Origin of the sequence: Flaviramulus sp. BrNp1-15 (genome assembly GCF_022259695.1) — a bacterium.
Lineage (GTDB): Bacteria > Bacteroidota > Bacteroidia > Flavobacteriales > Flavobacteriaceae > BrNp1-15.
On record NZ_CP092099.1, the window covers coordinates 3129542 to 3151086 of the forward strand.

Annotated in this window: 22 protein-coding genes and 1 other RNA gene; 16 read left to right on the plus strand and 7 right to left on the minus strand. The window is 29.4% G+C overall.

The window, feature by feature from the left end:
* Positions 1-46: 46 nt before the first annotated feature.
* The gene (gene typA, locus MBM09_RS13930; protein WP_238674326.1) at positions 47-1846 is read right to left on the minus strand and encodes a translational GTPase TypA; all 1800 of its coding nucleotides are present in this window, start codon (positions 1844-1846) and stop codon (positions 47-49) included.
* A gap of 103 nt (positions 1847-1949) precedes the next feature.
* On the opposite strand from typA, the gene kdsA reads away from it, so the two are divergent.
* Complete coding sequence (gene kdsA, locus MBM09_RS13935; protein WP_238674327.1) at positions 1950-2768, plus strand: 3-deoxy-8-phosphooctulonate synthase; 819 nt, start codon at positions 1950-1952, stop codon at positions 2766-2768.
* A gap of 4 nt (positions 2769-2772) precedes the next feature.
* On the opposite strand, the gene MBM09_RS13940 is transcribed toward kdsA, so the two are convergent.
* Positions 2773-3762 (minus strand): AraC family transcriptional regulator, encoded by a 990-nt coding sequence (locus MBM09_RS13940; protein WP_238674328.1) that lies wholly within the window; start codon positions 3760-3762, stop codon positions 2773-2775.
* Positions 3763-3840: 78 nt separating this feature from the next.
* Between MBM09_RS13940 and MBM09_RS13945 the strand changes: the two genes are divergently transcribed.
* From MBM09_RS13945 to MBM09_RS13965, 5 genes are all read left to right on the plus strand, one after another.
* Entirely contained in the window at positions 3841-6180 is a 2340-nt protein-coding gene (locus MBM09_RS13945) for a TonB-dependent receptor (protein WP_238674329.1), read from the plus strand.
* A gap of 108 nt (positions 6181-6288) precedes the next feature.
* Positions 6289-7008: a DUF4198 domain-containing protein gene (locus tag MBM09_RS13950; RefSeq protein ID WP_238674330.1), complete on the plus strand. Its 720-nt coding sequence runs from the start codon at positions 6289-6291 to the stop codon at positions 7006-7008.
* Between the two features lie 79 nt (positions 7009-7087).
* Positions 7088-7420, plus strand: coding sequence for a hypothetical protein (locus tag MBM09_RS13955; RefSeq protein WP_238674331.1), 333 nt, complete (start codon positions 7088-7090; stop codon positions 7418-7420).
* Between the two features lies 1 nt (position 7421).
* Entirely contained in the window at positions 7422-7721 is a 300-nt protein-coding gene (locus MBM09_RS13960; RefSeq protein ID WP_238674332.1) for a hypothetical protein, read from the plus strand.
* A 2-nt stretch (positions 7722-7723) separates the two neighbouring features.
* Positions 7724-9274, plus strand: coding sequence for a PepSY domain-containing protein (locus MBM09_RS13965; RefSeq protein WP_238674333.1), 1551 nt, complete (start codon positions 7724-7726; stop codon positions 9272-9274).
* Here the strand turns inward: MBM09_RS13965 and MBM09_RS13970 are convergent.
* A complete protein-coding gene (locus MBM09_RS13970; protein WP_238674334.1) occupies positions 9271-9648 on the minus strand; it encodes a DUF1801 domain-containing protein in 378 nt (125 codons plus the stop codon). The two genes, MBM09_RS13965 and MBM09_RS13970, sit on opposite strands and share 4 nt — an antisense overlap.
* A 7-nt stretch (positions 9649-9655) precedes the next feature.
* Positions 9656-10009: a hypothetical protein gene (locus MBM09_RS13975; protein ID WP_238674335.1), complete on the minus strand. Its 354-nt coding sequence runs from the start codon at positions 10007-10009 to the stop codon at positions 9656-9658.
* Positions 10010-10117: 108 nt separating this feature from the next.
* Between MBM09_RS13975 and MBM09_RS13980 the strand changes: the two genes are divergently transcribed.
* Genes MBM09_RS13980 through MBM09_RS14020 form a run of 9 tightly spaced genes read left to right on the plus strand, consistent with a single transcriptional unit; the run spans position 10118 to position 17871 of the window.
* A complete protein-coding gene (locus MBM09_RS13980; protein ID WP_238674336.1) occupies positions 10118-10726 on the plus strand; it encodes a hypothetical protein in 609 nt (202 codons plus the stop codon).
* Positions 10727-10785: 59 nt separating this feature from the next.
* On the plus strand, positions 10786-11079 hold the full coding sequence (locus MBM09_RS13985) for a transcriptional regulator (RefSeq protein ID WP_238674337.1): 294 nt from the start codon (positions 10786-10788) through the stop codon (positions 11077-11079).
* 51 nt (positions 11080-11130) lie between these two features.
* Positions 11131-12516 (plus strand): DUF4153 domain-containing protein, encoded by a 1386-nt coding sequence (locus MBM09_RS13990; RefSeq protein ID WP_238674338.1) that lies wholly within the window; start codon positions 11131-11133, stop codon positions 12514-12516.
* A 25-nt stretch (positions 12517-12541) separates the two neighbouring features.
* Positions 12542-12886: a hypothetical protein gene (locus MBM09_RS13995; protein WP_238674339.1), complete on the plus strand. Its 345-nt coding sequence runs from the start codon at positions 12542-12544 to the stop codon at positions 12884-12886.
* 10 nt (positions 12887-12896) lie between these two features.
* Positions 12897-13526, plus strand: coding sequence for a vancomycin high temperature exclusion protein (locus MBM09_RS14000; RefSeq protein WP_238674340.1), 630 nt, complete (start codon positions 12897-12899; stop codon positions 13524-13526).
* Positions 13523-13906, plus strand: a complete 384-nt coding sequence (locus tag MBM09_RS14005) for a DUF2809 domain-containing protein (protein WP_238674341.1) — start codon at positions 13523-13525, stop codon at positions 13904-13906. The genes MBM09_RS14000 and MBM09_RS14005 overlap by 4 nt, the downstream gene beginning before the upstream one ends.
* The gene (locus MBM09_RS14010; RefSeq protein ID WP_238674342.1) at positions 13894-14553 is read left to right on the plus strand and encodes a DUF1361 domain-containing protein; all 660 of its coding nucleotides are present in this window, start codon (positions 13894-13896) and stop codon (positions 14551-14553) included. Before MBM09_RS14005 ends, MBM09_RS14010 begins: the two co-directional genes overlap by 13 nt.
* Positions 14550-15071: an exosortase K gene (xrtK, locus tag MBM09_RS14015; protein ID WP_238674343.1), complete on the plus strand. Its 522-nt coding sequence runs from the start codon at positions 14550-14552 to the stop codon at positions 15069-15071. The genes MBM09_RS14010 and xrtK overlap by 4 nt, the downstream gene beginning before the upstream one ends.
* Positions 15055-17871, plus strand: a complete 2817-nt coding sequence (locus MBM09_RS14020) for an MSEP-CTERM sorting domain-containing protein (RefSeq protein WP_238674344.1) — start codon at positions 15055-15057, stop codon at positions 17869-17871. Before xrtK ends, MBM09_RS14020 begins: the two co-directional genes overlap by 17 nt.
* Here MBM09_RS14020 and MBM09_RS14025 read toward each other — a convergent pair.
* On the minus strand, positions 17868-19070 hold the full coding sequence (locus tag MBM09_RS14025; RefSeq protein WP_238676347.1) for an NAD(P)-dependent oxidoreductase: 1203 nt from the start codon (positions 19068-19070) through the stop codon (positions 17868-17870). The two genes, MBM09_RS14020 and MBM09_RS14025, sit on opposite strands and share 4 nt — an antisense overlap.
* Before the next feature lie 261 nt (positions 19071-19331).
* Between MBM09_RS14025 and ssrA the strand changes: the two genes are divergently transcribed.
* Positions 19332-19726, plus strand: a transfer-messenger RNA (tmRNA) gene (gene ssrA, locus MBM09_RS14030).
* A 58-nt stretch (positions 19727-19784) separates the two neighbouring features.
* On the opposite strand, the gene MBM09_RS14035 is transcribed toward ssrA, so the two are convergent.
* Both MBM09_RS14035 and MBM09_RS14040 read right to left on the minus strand, forming a co-directional pair.
* A complete protein-coding gene (locus MBM09_RS14035) occupies positions 19785-20777 on the minus strand; it encodes an NAD-dependent epimerase/dehydratase family protein (protein ID WP_238674345.1) in 993 nt (330 codons plus the stop codon).
* On the minus strand, positions 20774-21520 hold the full coding sequence (locus MBM09_RS14040; protein ID WP_238674346.1) for a rhamnogalacturonan acetylesterase: 747 nt from the start codon (positions 21518-21520) through the stop codon (positions 20774-20776). The genes MBM09_RS14035 and MBM09_RS14040 overlap by 4 nt, the downstream gene beginning before the upstream one ends.
* Positions 21521-21545 lie beyond the last annotated feature (25 nt).

The following is a 21545-nucleotide window of genomic DNA, read 5'->3' on the forward strand; positions in this document are numbered from 1 at the left end:
ATTCTAATAGAATTTCTCTTTATAAGAATTCATCTAATTTAATGAATTATATTGATTTGTTTCGTTTTCTTTCTACTTCGGTTAAATATATTTTACGTAAACGTAAATGATTTGGTGTAACCTCTACATACTCATCTTTTTGAATATATTCCAAAGCTTCTTCTAATGAAAATTTAATTGCTGGAACGATTTTAGCTTTATCATCTGCACCAGAACTACGAACATTACTTAACTTTTTAGTTTTTGTAACATTAACCGTCATATCGTCCCCACGAGAATTTTCGCCAATAACTTGTCCTTCGTAAATATCTTCACCCGGATCTACAAAAAACTTACCTCTATCTTGTAATTTATCTATCGAATAAGGAATAGCTTGTCCTTTTTCCATAGACACTAAACTTCCATTCTGTCTTTCTGGAATACCACCTTTTAATGGTTGATATTCTTTAAAACGATGAGCCATTATAGCTTCTCCAGCTGTTGCCGTCAGCAATTGATTTCTTAAACCTATAATACCTCTTGATGGAATTATAAACTCACATACCATACGCTCTCCTTTAGCTTCCATACTTAACATCTCACCTTTTCGCATAGTAACCATCTCTATGGCTTTACCAGAAACAGTTTCAGGTAAATCAATCGTCATTTCCTCAACAGGCTCACATTTTACTCCATCAATCTCTTTAATAATAACTTGTGGCTGACCAATTTGAAGCTCATAACCTTCACGACGCATCGTTTCAATTAAAACAGATAAATGCAGTACGCCACGACCAAAAACCATAAATTTATCTGCACTATCTGTCTCTTCAACTTTAAGTGCTAAGTTTTTTTCTAATTCTTTAGTCAGTCTATCTTTAATATGACGTGATGTTACATATTTACCGTCCTTACCAAAGAAAGGTGAATCGTTAATTGTAAACAACATACTCATGGTAGGCTCATCAATAGCGATGGTTTTTAAACCTTCTGGATTTTCCCAATCGGCTACTGTATCACCAATTTCAAATCCTTCAAGACCAACTATTGCACATATATCTCCAGCTTGCACTTCTTCTACCTTTTTACGTCCTAAACCTTCAAAAACATGAAGTTCTTTTATTTTAGACTTTACAATGCTACCATCACGCTTCACTAAAGAAATGTTTTGACCAACTTTTAATTCACCTCTTGTTAATCGCCCAATAGCAATTCTACCAGTAAACGATGAAAAATCTAGCGAAGTTATAAGCATTTGTGTTGTTCCTTCTTCAATTTTTGGAGACGGGATATGCTCAATAACCATATCTAAAAGAGGTTCAATGTTTTTAGTTTCATTTTGCCAATCATCACTCATCCAATTGTTTTTAGCAGAACCATAAACTGTTGGGAAATCTAATTGCCACTCTTCTGCACCCAATTCAAACATTAGGTCAAAAACCTTTTCGTGAACTTCGTCTGGTGTACAATTTTCTTTATCAACCTTATTAATTACCACACAAGGTTTTAAACCTAAATCAATAGCTTTTTGTAATACAAAACGTGTTTGTGGCATTGGGCCTTCAAAAGCATCAACTAATAGTAAAACACCATCTGCCATATTAAGTACACGTTCTACTTCTCCTCCAAAATCGGCGTGACCAGGTGTATCAATAATATTAATTTTAGTGTCTTTATAGATTACCGAAACGTTTTTTGAAGTAATTGTTATACCTCTTTCACGTTCTAAATCGTTATTATCAAGTATTAAATCACCTGTATTTTCGTTTTCACGAAATAACTGACAGTGATACATAATCTTATCAACCAAAGTAGTTTTACCATGGTCAACGTGTGCAATAATTGCAATGTTTTTAATATTAGCCATAATGATGCCTTATTTTAAGCGTGCAAAGGTACTTATAAATTATGGATAAATAATACATTAACAAATAGTATCTTTGTAGTTAAATTATTGTTGAAAACATATTATGAATCTTAACGAAGTTCCAAAGTTAAAACACACCAATTCAAATAACTTCTTTTTATTATGTGGTCCATGTGCCATAGAAGGCGAAGACATGGCGCTTCGCATTGCTGAAAAGGTAGTTTCAATTACCAATAAACTCGAAATCCCTTATGTATTTAAAGGAAGTTTCAAAAAAGCTAATAGAAGTAGAATTGATAGTTTTACAGGTATTGGTGATGAAAAAGCTTTAAAAATTCTAAAAAAAGTATCTGATACTTTTGATATCCCTACAGTAACCGACATCCATGAAATTAGTGATGCTAAATTAGCTGCTCAATATGTTGATGTTTTACAAATTCCCGCTTTTTTAGTAAGGCAAACCGATTTAGTAGTAGCTGCTGCTGAAACAGGAAAAGTAGTAAACTTAAAAAAAGGGCAATTTATGAGTCCGGAAGCTATGAAACATGCTGTACAGAAAGTAAAAGATTCTGGTAGCAATAAAGCTTGGATAACTGATAGAGGTACCATGTTTGGCTACCAAGATATGATTGTAGATTTTCGAGGTATTCCAACTATGAGACACTATGCGCCTGTTGTTTTAGATGTTACGCATTCCTTACAACAACCTAATCAATCTGCTGGTGTTACAGGAGGTAGGCCAGATATGATAGAAACTATTGCCAGAGCTGGAGTTGTAAATAATGTAGATGGTTTATTTATTGAAACTCATTTTGATCCTGCAAATGCAAAAAGTGATGGGGCAAACATGTTACATTTAGATAATTTGGAAAATCTTTTAACTAATTTAGTGGCTATTAGAAAAGTAGTTAACACACTTTAATTCTTTAAACTTCAGCCCTATAAGCTTTTGGCGTTTTATTATAAAACCTTTTAAATGCTGCACTAAAATGTGTGGCATTTTTATAACCAACATCTTCGGCTATTTGGTATATTGGTAATTCGGTATTTTTTAATAGTTGTTTCGCATTTTTCATCTTTTGACTCAAAAAATATTGGCTTACAGTACACTTAAAAACTCTTTTAAATTCTGATTTTATAATATTTTCACTTAATCCTGTTTGTCTAGAAAGTTCAAGTACAGAATAGTTTTTATCTAAATTTTCATTTAAAAATTGCTTTAATTCAAATATCTTTTTTAAGGGTTTTTGATTTATTAAGTTTGATTTATTTGTCTTTAAACTCTTGTAGTTTTCAATTTGTAATGCTATTATTTCTAAAACTTTTGCTTCTAAAAATATTCTTTGTACTAAACCTTCTCCATACTGTGTTTCTAAAGCTTCTAGAACAGAAAATATTTGATGTGTTATTGGTAAAATGAAGTTCTTATCAGTCATTTTCTTTAATTGATTTACTTCTTTCAAATTATATTTACTCAAAAAATCACTTGAAACCTTTATCCTTATTTCTTTGAAAGGTTTGTTGTTATAAATCTTTATGGTTCCATTAAATCGCTTTATATAAGTTATAATAGACTCATTATCTTCATATGGTTTTTCATTAGTTACATTTTTTAACTGTAATAGCATTTCACCTCTTATAAGGAAAGATAAAAACAAAGCATTAATCTCAATTTCATTGTAAAAAATAAAATCTTGATTAAAAACAAAATCGTTAATAGATAAAACAACACCTTCAAAATAAAATTCAATAATTCTACCTTTTCCAAATTCGGGTAGAACTAAATACTCAACTCGCAATAAACCACAACGTTCCTCTCTTTTAATTTCTTGTGATATATAGCTCTTTAATGTTGAATGCTTTTTAACTAAATCAATCTTTTCAAAATTTAAATTTTCACGTCTTTTTTTTTCCAAATCACGTCATTTATTTATTGATAAACCATTCTATTTTTGCAACTATATTTATTTAGACTAATTACAAATAACAAACATATGATAAAAAAATTAATCCTCTTAACAACATTTCTATTTTCTATAACATTTGTTTTCGGGCAACAGGGAAACATTAAAGGAAAAGTACTCTCATCTCAAGGTTATGCTATTGAGAATGCAAATGTTTTAATTATAAATTCAGATTACGGAACATATACAAACAGAACTGGGGAATTCTTAATTGAAAATGTGAAATCTGGTACTTACAAACTTAAAGTAACTTATGTAGGCTATAAAACACAAGAAATCTCAATCAATGTAAAAAATAATGAAACTACTAACTTACCTGCTATTATATTAGTTGATAATGAAGAAGAATTAAACGAAATCCTTGTAGAAGGTATTAGAAACAACAAATACACAAAACGCGAAACTTCTTCTTCTCTTCGAATAAAAGGAGAATTAATAAAACAACCACAAAACATACAAGTGATTAGTAGCGACTTGTTAATAGACCAGCAGGTTACTAGTATTATGGATGGTGTAATAAGAAACGTAAGTGGTGTAACTATGTTAGAGCACTGGGGTCATTTTGCACGTGTAAACATGAGGGGGTTTAGACTTCCTGCATTTAGAAATGGCATAAATGTTCAAGATACTTGGGGACCATTATCTGAAGACATGAATACTGTAGACCGTATAGAATTTGTAAAAGGTCCTGCTGGTTTTATGATGTCTGCCGGAGAACCTGGTGGTTTTTATAACGTAGTAACAAAAAAACCAACAGCAACTCCAACAGCACAAATATCTTTGGCTGCTGGTAGTTTCGATTATTACAGAGGCACTGTAGATGTTGGTGGTAAACTTACTGAAGATGGTAAACTATTAGGACGTTTTAATGGTATGTACCAAACTTCAGATACTCATAGAGGTGATGAAGATGTAAAACGTTTTGGTATAGCACCTGCTTTAACATATAATATTTCAGATAAAACATCTATTACCACAGAATTAAACCTACAACAAGCAGAAAGTTTAATTGGTAGTGCTTATGTATTTGCACCAGCTAATAGTGGTTACGGTAGTTTAGATAGAGATTTTAAATTCACAGATACTAATTACCCTAAAACAGATATACAAGAAGTAACGTTGTTTACTAATTTTAAGCATGAAATTTCAAAAAACTGGAGTTTTGAAACGCAATTTGCTCTGTTAAGATATAATCAAGAAGGAAACTCTACGTGGTTATGGAACTTTGCAGACACAGGAGATGCTACTAGATATGTAAGCAATTGGGATGCATTATCTAACGGAAAATACTTTCAAACTTACCTTTATGGAAATTTCAATACAGGAAACATTACCCATAATATTTTAGGTGGATTTGACTATAGCCAAAAAGAATATTGGGCAGATTGGAGTCAAGCAATTGTTATAGATATAAATCAACCTTTCAATATCTACAATCCAATTTATGGTAATACAGAAACCCCTGTTTTTGATAGATCTGTAGATTTAAAAAATCGAGTAGGTGTTTATAATTATGGAAACATTGTAAGAGCATTTTACGCTCAAGATGAAATTGGTTTAGTGGACAATAAAATTAGACTTACACTGGCTGGAAGATATACAGAGCTTGTTACTAACGGAAAAACTGAAACCGACACAAAATTTACTCCAAGATTTGGTTTAAGTGCCGATATTTTACCAAACCTTACAGCTTATGCTTTATACGACCAGTCATTTTTAGGTCAAACTGGAGTTAGTGAATCTGGAGATTACTTTGATCCTGTTGAAGCAAACGATATTGAAGGTGGATTAAAAACTACATTATTAAACGGACGTTTAAAAGCTTCATTAGGTGTTTATCAAATAACTAAAGAAAATGTATTAGTTACAGATCCAGAAAATGTGAACTTCTCTATTCAACTTGGTGAAATACAATCTAAAGGAATTGAGTTTGATGTACAAGGTGAAATAACACCAGAACTTAACATAGTATTTAACTACGCCAATACAAATGTTGAAATAACAGAAGATACTAATCCAGATAATATAGGAAATAGAGTTGCTGGTCATGCAAAACACATGACAAACGGATGGCTTAATTATAATTTTGCTAATACATCAAAATTAAAAGGCTTTGGAGCTTCATTAGGATACCAATATCAAGTAGACCGTTCTGCTTGGGCTTGGGGTGCAGATAACCAAAGTGATTTACCAGATTATTTTAGGTTAGATGGTGGTTTATCTTGGAAAAACAAAAAAATGCGTGTGCAACTTAACATTAATAATATTCTAGATGAGTATTTATACTCTGGTTCTAATTATGGTACTTACTTATACTGGCAGTCAGAACCTGGAATTAATGGTAGAGTTACACTTACATACAATTTTTAAAAAACTTCAAAAGCAGGCTTTTTTGAAGAGTAATTGAGTTTAGTTTAATGCAGTCTTCTTACTAAAATTAGAAGACTGCTTTTATCAATTTTAAAACATAATAAAAAAATGAAAAAAATATTATTTACACTCGTATTAGTTGCATTTGCGACAACAAAATCTTTTGCTCATTACCTTTGGATTGAAACAAGCCCAAATGGAAAAATAGGTGTTGAACAAAACATAAAAGTATACTTTGGAGAATATACATATGGCGTAGTAGAACAAGTTAATGGAGAGGCTTTCCCAAATGTAAAAAATTTTACACTTTGGGTTGTAGATGCTAATGGCAATAAAACAATATTAGAGGTTGCCGGTAAAGAAGACCATTATTTAGCAAAATTCACCCCAACTACAAAAGGAACTTACTCTGTAATTCTTAACAATAACAATATAGATGTTATTGATTATACACAATACGATTTTGGTATTTTTAAAACACATTATCATTCGGTTACAAAAATAAAAGTAGGAGAAACTAATAGTGAAACCGTTGCTGTTAATGATGAAGGTATTACTTTAAAAGATATTTCAAAAAATGAAGAAGAAATAACGCTTCAGGTTTTATTTAAAAACAAACCACTAGTAAAAAACGAATTAAAGGTTTTTGTAGCAGATTTATGGTCTAAAACTTTAGAAACAGATGAAAACGGGATAGTATCATTCAAACTTCCGTGGAAAACAAAATACATTATAGAAACCACTACAAAGGAAGAAATTCCTGGAACCTACAAAGGTGAAGCGTATGAGTTTATTTGGCATTGTGTTACCTATTGCATAAATCTGTAACAAATTGTTAGTAGTTTAAAATTAGTTGATAAACAACTCTGAAAATCTCTTCAGAGTTGTTTTGGTTAAAAAAAGTGATATGATTTCTATAGCATTATTAATATTGTTTTTAAGCTTTTACATCTTTTACAATACGTCTAAAAAGGTAAAAATTCAATCTGTTTTTGGAGTAGAAAATTGGTTTCAAAAACATATAAAACCTTCAAAATTTATAGCTTTAATTTTATTAGTTCTAGCATTAATTCTATTTATTAATCATTTTGGTATTGGCGTAGGAACCCTGCTATATTTTATTGCTTTAATGACAATTGGAAGCTTAGTTATACTGCTTTACCCACTAAACTTAATAAACTACAAAAGCTTGATTTTACTTATCATTTTTATGTTCTCTTTTGAATTTATAACGTTTTAATATGCCTGCAAACAAAAAATATCTAACATCTAACCAGCAACGTTTTGCAAAAATAACTGCAGGTATTTTAGGTGGTTATTTTGTAACCCTTAGTTTTCATTTAGCATTGTCTTTCTGGTTTAATCACTCTAATATAATTATTACTGGAGCATTTACAGGTTTTATTATGTGGGCAACTTTAATGGTGCTGGCTTTTTTAGCTAAAAACGGATGGAAAATTTGGGTAATTTATTTACTCCTAACCCTACTCTTTTCAGTAATTATTTATTTCGGAAAAACATATTATCCTATAATTTCTTAAGAATGAAAAACAGAACGTATAACATCCTTTTTCATACACACACTGTTAGCGGCATTGTAATTAGTGTGGTGCTTTATGTAATTTTCTTTGCTGGTTCGTTCTCATTTTTTAGAGATGAAATTGTGAATTGGGAGCGTAATCATACGGTTGAACAAACTGATGATATTGTTTTAAATTTTGATAAAACCCTTGATTCTTTAAGCAATAACTACCAACTTTATGGAAGAGATGTTGAATTAAGAAAATATTATATCGAGCAGCGTGTTGGTGTTTCTTTATCTGCCTCAAAAGATTCGTTGGCTACTGAAAAAGATAAAGCTTCAGACTTCTTCTATGTTGATACCAAAGACCAATCTAAACATACTTATGCCAACTCTTATACATTAGGTGAATTTTTATATCGTTTACATTTCTTAGCTCAAGTCCCTTATCCTGTTGGGTACTATTTATCTGGTTTTATAGCATTCTTTTTCCTGTTTGCCATAATAACGGGAGTTTTAGTGCATTGGAAAAAAATTGTGTCTAACTTCTATTTATTTCGTCCGTGGTCAAAACTTAAAACCATTTGGACAGATGCACATACCGCTTTAGGCATGATTGGATTACCCTTTCAATTCGTTTATGCTGTAACTGGTGCTTTTTTTATGATAAAAGTGCTTTTGGTAGCTCCTAATGTTATGGTCCTTTACGATGGAAATCAAACTAAATTCTATGAAGATTTAGGGTATATACATCCGCATTTTGAGTTTGAAAACAAAAAGCTTCAAAACAATTTTAGTATTCAAAAGTATAGTGAAAAAACTAAAGCCATGTGGGATAATTTTAATGTGGTAGAGATTCACATTTTCAACTACAACGATGCTAACATGCATGTGTTAGTTAACGGTCATTTAGGTTATAATTCTAAATTTAACGGTGGCGGTGAAGCTATTTATAAAGTAAGTACTGGAGAGCTTGTTTCTAAAAAAGATCCTACACAAAAAACATCGTATTTAGAAGGAGTTAAAAACGTATTGTACAGAATTCATTATGGAGATTATGGCGGTTATGCTTTAAAATTTATAAGTTTCTTACTTGGTCTAATTTCATGTTTTGTTATCATTTCTGGAGTTATGATTTGGCTAACAGCAAGGGACAAAAAAAACATTCCTGAAAAGAAAAGACGTTTTAATGAAGGTGTGGTAAGGATTTATTTAGCTATTTGTTTAAGCATGTACCCTATTACAGCAGCTTCATTTATTGCTGTAAAGGTTTTTCAACCAGCAAATCAATCCTTTGTCTACAACTTTTATTTTATTGGGTGGTTATTGTTAACTGTTTTATTCATTTTGAAAAAAGACAATTACTTCACTAATAAAATGTGCTTAGTGTTAGGGAGTGTATTTGGGTTTTTAATTCCAATCACAAATGGATTAACAACAGGAAATTGGATTTGGAAATCTTTTCTAAATCAAGAAACACAATTGTTTTTTGTTGATGCGTTTTGGATAGTTTTAGCATCGTTAACATTATATGTTTCCTTTAAATTGAAGAAAAATGAGCAAAAGCCTTAAATAAACCACGCTTTTTTGCTTTTACTCAATAATTCTGAAGCTTTATGCAAGAGTTTAATAAAATTTTCTTGATCTAAATCCTCTAAAGTTTTTAGTTGAATAGAGCGAACTTGCTTTCTTTTATTATCATTTTTAAGAACCGAAAAATCATTTTCTAAAAGAATACCTTGTACAAAAGCAACATCAACATAATCTTTTCCTTTTAAAATATTTAAATACAACAGAGGTTTTTTACCAATATTATAAAAAGGTATTTTGTAACTATATCGTTCTTCTGCTTCGGGTAGCGTCTTTAAAATAACACTACGCACATAAAGCATTATAGATTGATATGGTTCTTTTTGATTTAAAAAATATTCGTCAACGGGTTTCATTTAAGTTTTAAAACAAACTAATAAGTCCAATTACAATTAAACCAATACCAATTATAGCCTTAAACGGCATTAATTTATCAGATAATTTTCTTAAACTCGTTTCTAATGCTGGTACTTTACCAAAAACATGAGTTAACAACAAAATACCTCCTAAAATACTAGCGATATTAAATAGTAAGTTGTTCCAAAAAACTAAAATCGATAAAACTATAAGTGCACCCCCTATAATGGTTTGAAAAGGTGCTAAAACACCTGCTATTTTGTTAAAAAAGTTAGTTTCACCATCCCATTTGTCTAATGTTGCTAAACCTAGTAAAATACCTCCAGAGATATTCGCTATTGTTAAAAGTAGTCCAATCATAATTACTCAGTTTTTAATAATTTGATTATAAATTTAGTTAATATCTTCTAAAATAGTTTTGAAGAAATGAAATAATTTTACTTACTTTGTATTTCAAAGTACTTTTATATGGAATCAAAAGATTATTTAAAAGACATAAGCGAGATTAAAGATTTAATGAATAAATCGTCTCGTTTTATATCGTTAAGTGGTTTATCTGGAATACTCGCAGGTATTTATGCTCTTATCGGTGCCACTATAGCCTATTTGTTAGTAAAAAACTCATACCGAGGATATTTAATTTTAGATGGCGCCATATTTAGAGCCTGTATTTTTATTTTGTTCATGGTAGCACTTTTAAGTATTGTTACCGGTATTATTTTAACCACTAGAAAAGCTAAAAAACATGGTGAAAAAATTTGGGATGCAACTTCTAGGCGTTTGGTTATTAATTTTTTAATTCCTCTAATTACTGGTGGCTTGTATATTTTAATCATTTTAGATCAACAAAAATATGGGCAAACAGCAGCGTTAATGTTAATTTTTTATGGTTTAGCTTTAGTAAATGCTTCAAAATATAGTATTGGAGATATTCGCTATTTAGGTTTTATTCAAATAATATTAGGTTTAATAGCTGCTTTATTTCCTGGTTATGGATTTTGGCTTTGGGTTTTAGGTTTTGGTGTGATGCATATTATTTATGGTACTTGGATGCATTTTAAGTATGATAAAAATTAGTAGGCAGTTTACAGTGGCAGTATTCAATAACTTATAACTTGAAACTTTGAACTGAAAAAATGAGTATAATAAACAACATAAATAAAGCATTCGATCATCGTATTAGACTAGGCATTATGTCTGTATTAATGGTAAACGAATTTGCCGATTTTAATATGCTTAAAGAATTGTTAGATGTTACCGATGGTAATTTAGCAAGCCATACTAAGGCACTAGAAAAAGTAGAATATATTAAAATCGAAAAACAATTTATAGGTAGAAAACCAAACACCCGCTACTTTACTACCAAACTAGGTAGAGCAGAATTTAAAAAACATATAGAAGCACTCGAAAAATTAATTAATAAACAATAAACTTTTTTTTATCATTTTACTTTGTATTTCAAAGTACTTTAAATAATTATCATGAAAAAACTAACATTAGTAATCGGCGCACTTTTATTTAGCACATTATTCTACAAACAAAGCATTGGTTTAAACCTAACATTATTCAGTTTACTAACAATTTTTGTATTAATTACACACAACATTACAGCCTTTAAAAATAAAAGAACAATAGCTTTAAGCATTATATATATTATCACTGCTTTATCTGTTTTCTTTTATAAATCTAATTTATCAATTATAGCAAATTGCATTGCGTTTTTCACACTAATTGGTCAAGTTTCACAACTAAAATCTTCAATATATATTAATTGGTTAAATGGACTTTACACCTTTGTTGCTGGTTTTTTTCATAGAAATTTTCAAGTAAATAATTCCAAAGAAAAAGTTGAATTAAAAAAGAATGTTGACTATATACAATGGATAAAAATTATAGGAATTCCATTAGTAGTCATTATCATTTTTATCAGCTTATATAAAAATGGTAACCCAATGTTTAACGATATTATTTCTAAAATTAATTTTAGTTTTATAAACGTACAATGGCTTCTTTTTGCAGTTTTAGGTTACTATTTACTTTATAATGTTTCAACACCAATTCAGGTAAATCCTGCTACTGAAATCGACTTAAAAACAAATAATTTCTTAACAACAAAAGGCAATTTTTCTATTGAAAAAGCTAAAAAAGAAAATCAGTTAGGGTTTGTTTTAATTACACTTTTAAATATTCTTATTGTTTTCTTTTTAATAACAGACGTCATTTATTTAGTAACTGCTGATGACTTTAGAGCATCGGTTTTTTCAAACCAAGTGCATAGTGGTATTAACGCACTTATAGCCTCAATAATTATAGCAATTATTATCATTCTCTATTTTTTCAGAGGAAATTTAAACTTCTACAAAGCCAACAAAAACCTTAAAATAGTTGCTTATACATGGATAGTACTAAATGCCATTTTGGTTATAAATATTACAATAAAAGACTCTCAATATATATACTATTATGGTTTCACATATAAACGTATAGGTGTTTTAATTTACTTATTACTGACTATTATTGGATTAACAACCACTTTTATTAAAGTAAATAAAGTGAAAAACTTTTGGTACTTACTTAGAGTAAATACTTTAACTGCTTTCATCATTTTAATAATTTCTTCTACTATAAATTGGGATAGTAACATTACGTTTTACAATCTTAATTTCGCCAAGTCTATAGATTTTAAATATCTAATAGAGCTATCAAACAACAACACTTTTATTCTTAAGGATTACATAGATAAAAATGAATTAAATATTGAAGATGAGTTATTAGTTGAAAGAAAATATAAAACGTATATAAATCAATTAGCAGATGAAAACTGGCAAGAAATAAATATTGATAGCTTTAAAATAAACAAAGATTAACATAATGAATGTTCCTAAAAATATCATGAAATCAACCTTATTAGCTACTATAATTTTTTGGCTAATCATATTTACTGAGAATTTTGAAAGCGACATGATTCCTTTCATTCTTCTTTCGATTATTCCTATTTCTATTTGTTGTGCAATAACAATAACAACAACAATTGTTCCTTTTTTCTGGTTACAAAATGAAGGCACAAGCAATAGCAAGATTTTTAAAACATACTTTCCTTTTTATGCTATAGTCAGTTTTGGGTTATGCTTCTATGGAGCATTGGAAAGTCTATTTACTATAAGTTTTTTTGCTTCTGCATTTTTTACAACTATGCAATCGTGGGTTTGGTTTGGGAGAGAAAAAACAACTAATTAAATTCAAGAAAATGAAATACATAAAAAAAATAGTTTTGCTAACCTTATTCATTTTAACTTATGTTTTAATAATAAACCTTTGGATAACCATAAAAACCAAAGACTTTATTTATGATTCTGTATTAGATATTCCAAAAAACAAAGTTGGTCTTGTTTTAGGCGCAGGCAAAATAACATCAAACGGTAATATAAATTTATACTACAAATACCGAGTTGAAGCAGCAGTTAATCTATACAAATTTGGGAAAATAGAGTTCATTTTAATTAGTGGAGATAACAGTAGAATAGATTATGACGAACCTACAACGTTTAAAAATGACTTAATAAAAAGAGGTATTCCTGCTAATAAAATATATTTAGACTATGCTGGTTTTAGAACATTAGATTCGATTATAAGAGCAAAAAAAATCTTTGGATTAAATTCAGTAACAATTATATCACAAAAATTTCATAATGAACGTGCACTATATCTAGCAAAACATTTTGAGATTGATGCTATAGCTTTCAATGCAAATGATATTAAAGGAAGGTATGGTCTAAAAACGAATTTAAGAGAATATTTAGCAAAAACTAAAGCATCAATTGATATTCTATTTAATGTTAAACCTAAATTTTTAGGTAAAAAAATAGATATTATATGAATCTAAAATTCAACAAAACATATTTAATAATTATCATACTACTTTTTATAACCGAAGTACTAATTGCCGTTTATTTAAAAAGTGGCTTTATACGCCATACGTTTGGCGATTATTTAGCAGTTATTCTGGTTTATAGTTTTATAAAAAGTTTTATTAAAGGCAATCATTTTAAAATTGCAATTTCAGTTTTGGTATTCGCTTTTTTTATTGAGTTTTTACAACTCGTAAATATTCTGGAAATACTTCATCTTCAAAATAACCATTTAATAAAAATTATAATAGGCAGTACATTTCATATCTCAGATTTAGTGGCTTATACCTTTGGTATTATAACTGTACTAATTACAGAATTTAAAATCTATAAACTATGGATTACATAAAACAACTTCTTTTTAGCCGTTTTAAAACTTATGCATTAGTTAGCATATCAATGCTTTTAAGTATTGTTTTACTTATGGTTAGAATGAAACTTACACATTCCTTTTACTTCTTGTTTTTGGTTTGGAATTTGTTTTTAGCAGTCATTCCTTTTGCAATTACAAGCTATTTAGTGAGTCTTCCCAAGCTCAATAAAATAGGTTTTGTATTATGTTTTAGTGTTTGGCTGCTTTTTTTACCAAATGCGCCATACATTGTTACAGATTTAATTAATTTAAGATTAAACTATGGCTATTACATATGGTTAGATGTTTTATTGGTGAGCTCATTTGCTTTAAACGGACTGCTACTCTTCTTCCTATCTTTAATAGATACGAAACTTCTTTTACAGGATTACTTTAAAAAGTCAATTACTAATTATATTATAACATTTATTCTGTTTTTATCTGGCTTTGGAGTGTATTTGGGTCGGTTTTTACGTTACAATTCTTGGGAAATATTAAGCAATCCAAAGCTGCTATTAATAGATATATTGAATATTGCTATACAACCTAACACAAATAAAGAAGCTTGGTTATTTACTATATTGTTTGGTACTTTTTTATACATTGGTTTTTGGGTGTTTAAAAATTTGAATTATAACATATGAAAACTAAAAACACAATTTACTATATCATTGTTTTATCATTGATTGTTTTTGGAAAAACAGCACATATATATGCAACAAATAATTCGCTTATATTTATTTTAAAACCTTTAAGCAATATAGTTTCATTTATTACAGATACAGATTTTATTTATTCCAATACAAATGGTTTCTATTTTGAAGTATTAAACATCACAATTGACAAATCGTGTTCAGGTATTAATTTTTGGCTTATCAGCTTTGTTGTTTTTATCAATTTACTATTAAATATTTGTAAATCAACTTTTCAAAAAACTATACTATTCCCTCTTATTTTATTAATGACTTTTATATTAACTCTTTTTGCAAATACATCGCGAATACTAATATCAATATTTATAGAAAAACAAACCAAATTCAACTATTCTTGGCTACATCAAGCAGAAGGTGTTTTCATCTATTTATTTTTTTTAATTCTCACATACACTATCATTAATCACTTACTATCTAAATACAACATTTACGATGAAAAACTTACTTAACCCAAAATGGCTTTTAATTATAAACACTTTACCTATAGCAATACTATTCTTATTGTTTTTAAGTGACTATAATATTATTAAGACACTATTAACAGAAGATAATTTAACCTATTGGAAAGGATTCGGATTTGCATTATTTGTTTTAGCTAGTTCAAATTTAATCTATACACTTGTTTGTATAGGTAGAAAAAAGAACATTTCTATATACTATGGATTTATAAGTTTAACCTTATACATTATATTTATTTACCAGTACAATGTTCATTCTAATTCTATTTTACCTTGGAGCATTCCAAGATGGATGCTATCGGGTGATTTATTACTTTATGTTGGCACATTTTTAATGCCAACGCTAGCGCATGCATTGTTTATTATAGTTATAAGATTAACGTCAACAAAAAAAGATTATAAAGCATGGCATAATCTTTTACTTTCTTTAGCAGTACCTTTAGTTTGGTATTTTTTCTTTCAAGTTATTCTTCCGTTTTGGAGAATAGTGGACTCTGGTTTTGGTGAACATACATTTATTATTTTAATGATTATTGGTGTAATCATTTTCCTGTTTTTTTTAATTAGAAGTATTTATATTTTGTCTATAAAAAAAGGAGGAAAATGGAAAAAATATCAACTAGTATGGAAAATTCCAATTGCTATTCTATTTCCATTATTAGGTCTTTTAGTAAATACAGGTTTTTTAATTGATGGTTTTGCTAATGAAAACTCTGGTGTTTTTGGAGATTTTAATTCTTACTGGTTTTATATAATTGCTTTAGTAAATGGTATTTTAATATGTTTACCAAATACAAAAAACAAAACTTATAGACTTGCTTTATTTATTGGTCGCAGTATTACATTAACCTTTACCTTATACTTTTTTATTGTTTTTTTACCTTTTTTACCTCTTTCCGTTATTGCAGTTATTGCCATTGGTGTTGGATTTTTAATGCTAACACCTTTAGTTCTTTTTATTATTCATATACAAGAATTGGTTTCTGATTATTCATTTTTAAAACAGCATTTTTCAAAACTTTTACTTATTACTATTTCATTAATTGGTTTTTTTATAATTCCAATAAGCTTATCCCTTTCCTATCATCAAGACAAACTTGTTTTACATAAAACTTTAGACTACATCTATAGTCCAAACTATTCTAAAGATTACAATATTGATAAAAAATCTTTAAAGAAAACATTGAATACTGTAAGGAAGCATAAAGTACGTAGAAACGATTTTTTATCAGGAAATCAAACTCCTTACCTTTCACCTCTTTTTAATTGGATTGTTTTAGACAACTTAACATTATCTGATTCTAAAATAAATATGATAGAACAGATCTTTTTTAATGCTGAATCTTTAAATATTCAATCAGAAAACATAAGAAATAATGGTGTTAATATATCTAACATAACATCAACAAGCATCTATAATCAAGTTGAAAACAATTGGACAAGCTGGATTAACATAGAAATAACAAACACTAATAGTAATAACTTCAATTCAGAATATGCAACAACTATAGATTTACCAAATGGATGTTGGATTAATGACTATTACCTTTATGTTGGTGACAAAAAAGAAATGGGAATTTTAGCTGAAAAAAAATCTGCAATGTGGGTGTTTTCACAAATTAGAAATGAGAATAAAGACCCTGGCTTATTATATTATTTAACAGGAAATAAAGTATCATTTAGAGTATTCCCATTTGCTGAAAAAGAAGTTAGAAAAACTGGAATTCAATTTATTCATAAAGAACCTATAACAATTAATATTGACAACCATGAAGTAGCTTTAGGAGATTCAACAAAAACAGAAGTAAATTATTCTTCACAAAACCAACATGTAGCTTATGTTTCTTCATTAGAAAAAAAATCATTAAAAAAAGTATCAAGAAACCCATACTATCATTTTATTATTGATATTTCAGCTAAAAAAGAAAATTTAATAGACCGTTATGCAAAAACAATTAATCAATTCTTAGAGAAGAATCCATTAAAAACTAATCATAAAATAAGCTTTACTAACTCATATTCAAAGTCTATTGAATATAATGAAGACTGGGAAGTTAATTTTAATAAACAAACTTTCGAAGGTGGATTTTATCTGGAACGAGCTATAAAGAAAATTTATTTTGAAGCTTATAAAACTATAACTGATTCATATCCTATAATTATTGTAGTTACAGATAATATGCTTAATTCAATAATCTCTAAAGACTTTAAAGATTTCAAAATAGCTTTCCCAGAAAGTAATCTCTTTTACCACTTAAACACACTAGGTCATATAGCATCTCATGATTTAACCAATAATCCCAAAGAGTCTACTAATGATAATATTTCAGTTACATTAAACCATTCGGTTTTAACATGGCCAAATTCAACGAACTCATTAGCTTATTTAGCAAATAACAAACAATCGGATATTATTTTAAAGTCTACAATTTTTAAAATAGATGAAAATGAAATAAAAAAGAGTAGTTGGAATTCTGGATTACTAATACAAGGTAAATGGTTATCTCACATATTACATCCAGAAAGATCAGAAAATGAATGGAACAAACAAGTAAAGTATAGTTTTATAGCCAATATAATGTCACCTCTTACTTCTTATATTGTAGTTGAAAATGAAGCACAAAAAGCCATATTAAAAAAGAAACAAGAAGAAGTGCTTTCTGGAAAAAAGTCTTTGGACTTAAATGAAGAAACTCAACGTATGTCTGAGCCTAGATTAATTTTTTTATTTGTATTATTTGGAATATTTCTACTATTAAAGCAAAAACGTTTGAAACTATTTCAAAATTAAATACCATCGACATAACCTTGTAAATAAGCAAAACGCTCAGTTAGTTTGCCTTTCTCGGTAATTTTGGCGCGTTGCAAAACCCCTTCGGCGTCGTTATTAAAAAATGCTGGAATAACATGCTCTAAAAACATCTCACCAAAACCTTCGCTGGCATCTTTTGGTAATTCGCATGGTAAATTATCTACTGCCATAACAGTTATAGCATTTTCATCATTAAAATCAACTTCATTTTCTGTTTGAGGATTATAACCATAAAACGGTTCTGCAATTGTTGATGCTCGTAATGTTGAAGCAACTGGACCATCAATATCACAAGAGATATCTGCTACCAAATTAATATTAAAGTTTGACGATTTTGCATCTTCTCTGGTAAACAAATACGGTGCTCCTGTGCCATAAAAATGTCCGGCAATGAAAAAGTCTGTTTCTTTAGCATAGGGCATAAAGTTACTTTCGTAGCCTGATGGATCTTTGTAAAACTCTGTAGTATTACCCACTTTACCATCTTTTCTTTTTGCATACTCCATAACATCTACCAAACAATATACAGGCTCTGTAAATTTAGATGTTAAATATAAAGCATCACTTACTTCTTTCACACCTAAATGATCTAAGATTTCTTTTGCACCTCTAGCCACTTTACCTGTTCCAGAAAGTAGTATTTTAATATTTGGTAAGGTTATTTTATCTAACTCTGCTTTTACCTCATCTAAATCTGCCAATGTTTCTACTTTTGGCAAACTGAATAAATTATCGCGTAAACCTAATGCTCTAAAACCATTATAAGCACCTACCAATCCTGCATAACGTCCAAAACCTATTAAACGAAATCCGTTACTACCAACAATGGTTTCATGGTCGTATAACTCAATTTTTTTCTCTAAAATGGCTTTTAGTAACTTTCTATTATAAGGTTGTTTTTTTATGGTATGCGAAAAGAAAAAGTATTTTTTATTTGGTACTAAGGCTTCTATTGGAACTTCTTTCACACCTATCATCACATCACAATCTGACACATCGTCTGTCACTTCAAATCCTAATTTTTGATACGCTGAATCTGGAAATACGCGAATACTTGAAGATTCTACAATAAATTCAGCATCTGGAAATTGAGCCTTTGCCTCAGCCAGTTTTTCTGGCGAAAAGACTACACGTCTATCTGGTGGGTTTTTACGTTCTTTTATTATAGCGAATTTAATCTTCATTTGATAATTGTTTACTGACACCAAAAATATTTGGTACAAATTTTGCTCTAAAATAATTGGATTTGCAAGGGTATACAAACTTTTTTGATAACTTTGCTGCCCGCGTTAAGGATTAAGGCAAATGTTGGAGCTACTCGCAGAGAGCGACTGCCGAAAGCCTGCCCCGAAAGGGTAACGCTAAAAAACTATTGATGAGTTCCTGAAACAAGTTCGGGATTAATTCAATTACGTAATTTAAATTTACTATTTCATTAAGGGGTCGACTGGTTTTGACAGCGAGATTAATTGAACGGTAAGCACGTCGTGTAATGGCATTGAAACACGTTAAAGGCTAGACCAAATTTTAAACGGCGAGAATAACTACGCTTTAGCTGCATAATTCGAATTATAGTAGAATTAGCCTAGGTACACAAGGTGTACAAGCTTTATGTCTCCGGAAAGCCTTGATTGACGGCGTTCCTTTTTGAGGCATCGTAAATGTCAATATAGAAAGTAAAATGCTTTGATTTACTTTTGAAACTAAAGAAGATAAGTTATAAGTAGGTTGTCTTTAACCAGCTTATAATCGAAAAAACAAGAAAAGAATAAACGTGTAGAAAGCTCTTTGGTTACTTGTTTGGACGAGAGTTCGATTCTCTCCGACTCCACAAAAAAACCCTTGAATTATTAATTAATTCAAGGGTTTTACTTTTAAAAACGCTATCAATCTTAGTTGTATTTTATAGACTTATATGTGTTTATAATCTTATCTATAATTGCATTAGTCTCTGGATTTATTACTTTTTTATCGGGATTTCTATCTAGCCAATTTAAGGTTTTTTTTATGCCAACTGAAAAAGGTATGGTTGCATTAAATTCTGGAACAAAGGCTTTTATTTTTGTGTTATCGAAAATGACACTTTCTGCTTTATCGCCTTGTAATTTTTCAATAAGTTTAGGCTCAACTTTTCCTATAAAATCTGAAGCTATATGCACTGCATTAAGTTCGCAATTTAAACTATCGGCTAAAATTTTATAAATCATATTCCAGCTTAAAACTTCATCAGAAGTAATATGAAATGCATGACTAATGGCTTGTTTTAACCCTAATAATCCAACTAATCCTTTTGCAAAATCATCAGAATGTGTTACAGTCCATAATGATGTTCCATCTCCGTGAATAATAATTTCTTTTCCTTTTAAAATTCTATCTGCAGTGGTAAATTCTTTAAACCCACCAATAGCTATTGGAATTACCGTATCGTAAGTTAATGATGGTCTAACAATAGTTATAGGAAAATCAGCTTCTTTATATGCTTTTTGGAGTCTTTCTTCGCACTTAATTTTATTATTAGAATATACCGATAAATTATTAAGCAAGGGTGTAGACTCGGTAACAATAGGATAGCTCAGTGGTTTTTGATAACATGACGCCGAACTTATAAAAATGTATTGTCTGGTTTTACCTTTAAATATATTGATATCACGCTCAATATCTTCTGGTGTAAATGCAATCCAGTTTACAACAACATCCCAATTATGCTTTTTTAATTCTATTAATGTTTCATCATTATTTATGTCTCCTTTTAGTGTAGTTACATTAGGAATTTCAACATAGGTTATACCACGGTTTAAATGATATAAATCTACACCTTTCGATACAGCTAACCTGCTCGATGCACTACTTATGTTTCCTGTACCTCCTATAAACAACACTTTCATAATTCCTGTTTTATAAATTCTATTAAACTGGGAACTTCTTCTTTTAATTGATTTACTACAAGTTGCGCCACTTTAGTTGCTCCTAATTTTGAAAGATGAGTATCATCATGCTTACCATCTTGATAATAAGGATGCTCGCCTGCTTCAAAATGTAAGTGCAGTTTTTTAGAGGCTTCAACACCATAAGATTCTTCTAATTGCTCTGTTAAATACTGAAGATCTATAAAAGGTACATTGTACTGCATCGCTACAAGTCTTACCTCCATAGGGTAATCGCCATGGGTATCGATAAGTGTACCTGACTCATTAAAATTGCGCCTTACTATAGATGAAAACAACACTGGAATGGCTTTTTTTTCTCTACTTTCTTGTATAAAACGAATTAGATTATTTCGATAAGCAGTATGTGGATTTGTATATCGGTTTGGATCTTTTTCTTTTTGGTCGTTATGTCCAAATTGAATAAATACAAAATCACCTTGTTTAAGATTTTTTTGTATAGAATCCCATCGTCCTTCATTTATAAAACTTCTTGTGCTTCGACCATTAACAGCTCTGTTATCAATAATGATATCATTATTAAAAAATTGTGGTAAAACTTGCCCCCAACCATGTTCTGGATTTTCTTGAGGATTTTTTTTATTGGACATTGTTGAATCTCCAATTAAATAAATTGTTGGTTTTTGAGCATGAGTATTGAAGCTCCAAAGAAGTATAATAACTAAAATGCTTTTTATTCTCATTGAATTATATTTTTATTTAAATAAA

What these genes read in the sequence shown, in the direction of transcription:
- typA (WP_238674326.1), bottom strand. Translation starts at nt 1,846, where the DNA reads ATGGCTAATATTAAAAACATTGCAATTATTGCACACGTTGACCATGGT.
- kdsA (WP_238674327.1), top strand. Translation starts at nt 1,950, where the DNA reads ATGAATCTTAACGAAGTTCCAAAGTTAAAACACACCAATTCAAATAAC.
- MBM09_RS13945 (WP_238674329.1), top strand. Translation starts at nt 3,841, where the DNA reads ATGATAAAAAAATTAATCCTCTTAACAACATTTCTATTTTCTATAACA.
- MBM09_RS13950 (WP_238674330.1), top strand. Translation starts at nt 6,289, where the DNA reads ATGAAAAAAATATTATTTACACTCGTATTAGTTGCATTTGCGACAACA.
- MBM09_RS13955 (WP_238674331.1), top strand. Translation starts at nt 7,088, where the DNA reads ATGATTTCTATAGCATTATTAATATTGTTTTTAAGCTTTTACATCTTT.
- MBM09_RS13960 (WP_238674332.1), top strand. Translation starts at nt 7,422, where the DNA reads ATGCCTGCAAACAAAAAATATCTAACATCTAACCAGCAACGTTTTGCA.
- MBM09_RS13965 (WP_238674333.1), top strand. Translation starts at nt 7,724, where the DNA reads ATGAAAAACAGAACGTATAACATCCTTTTTCATACACACACTGTTAGC.
- MBM09_RS13970 (WP_238674334.1), bottom strand. Translation starts at nt 9,648, where the DNA reads ATGAAACCCGTTGACGAATATTTTTTAAATCAAAAAGAACCATATCAA.
- MBM09_RS13975 (WP_238674335.1), bottom strand. Translation starts at nt 10,009, where the DNA reads ATGATTGGACTACTTTTAACAATAGCGAATATCTCTGGAGGTATTTTA.
- MBM09_RS13980 (WP_238674336.1), top strand. Translation starts at nt 10,118, where the DNA reads ATGGAATCAAAAGATTATTTAAAAGACATAAGCGAGATTAAAGATTTA.
- MBM09_RS13985 (WP_238674337.1), top strand. Translation starts at nt 10,786, where the DNA reads ATGAGTATAATAAACAACATAAATAAAGCATTCGATCATCGTATTAGA.
- MBM09_RS13990 (WP_238674338.1), top strand. Translation starts at nt 11,131, where the DNA reads ATGAAAAAACTAACATTAGTAATCGGCGCACTTTTATTTAGCACATTA.
- MBM09_RS13995 (WP_238674339.1), top strand. Translation starts at nt 12,542, where the DNA reads ATGAAATCAACCTTATTAGCTACTATAATTTTTTGGCTAATCATATTT.
- MBM09_RS14000 (WP_238674340.1), top strand. Translation starts at nt 12,897, where the DNA reads ATGAAATACATAAAAAAAATAGTTTTGCTAACCTTATTCATTTTAACT.
- MBM09_RS14005 (WP_238674341.1), top strand. Translation starts at nt 13,523, where the DNA reads ATGAATCTAAAATTCAACAAAACATATTTAATAATTATCATACTACTT.
- MBM09_RS14010 (WP_238674342.1), top strand. Translation starts at nt 13,894, where the DNA reads ATGGATTACATAAAACAACTTCTTTTTAGCCGTTTTAAAACTTATGCA.
- xrtK (WP_238674343.1), top strand. Translation starts at nt 14,550, where the DNA reads ATGAAAACTAAAAACACAATTTACTATATCATTGTTTTATCATTGATT.
- MBM09_RS14020 (WP_238674344.1), top strand. Translation starts at nt 15,055, where the DNA reads ATGAAAAACTTACTTAACCCAAAATGGCTTTTAATTATAAACACTTTA.
- MBM09_RS14035 (WP_238674345.1), bottom strand. Translation starts at nt 20,777, where the DNA reads ATGAAAGTGTTGTTTATAGGAGGTACAGGAAACATAAGTAGTGCATCG.
- MBM09_RS14040 (WP_238674346.1), bottom strand. Translation starts at nt 21,520, where the DNA reads ATGAGAATAAAAAGCATTTTAGTTATTATACTTCTTTGGAGCTTCAAT.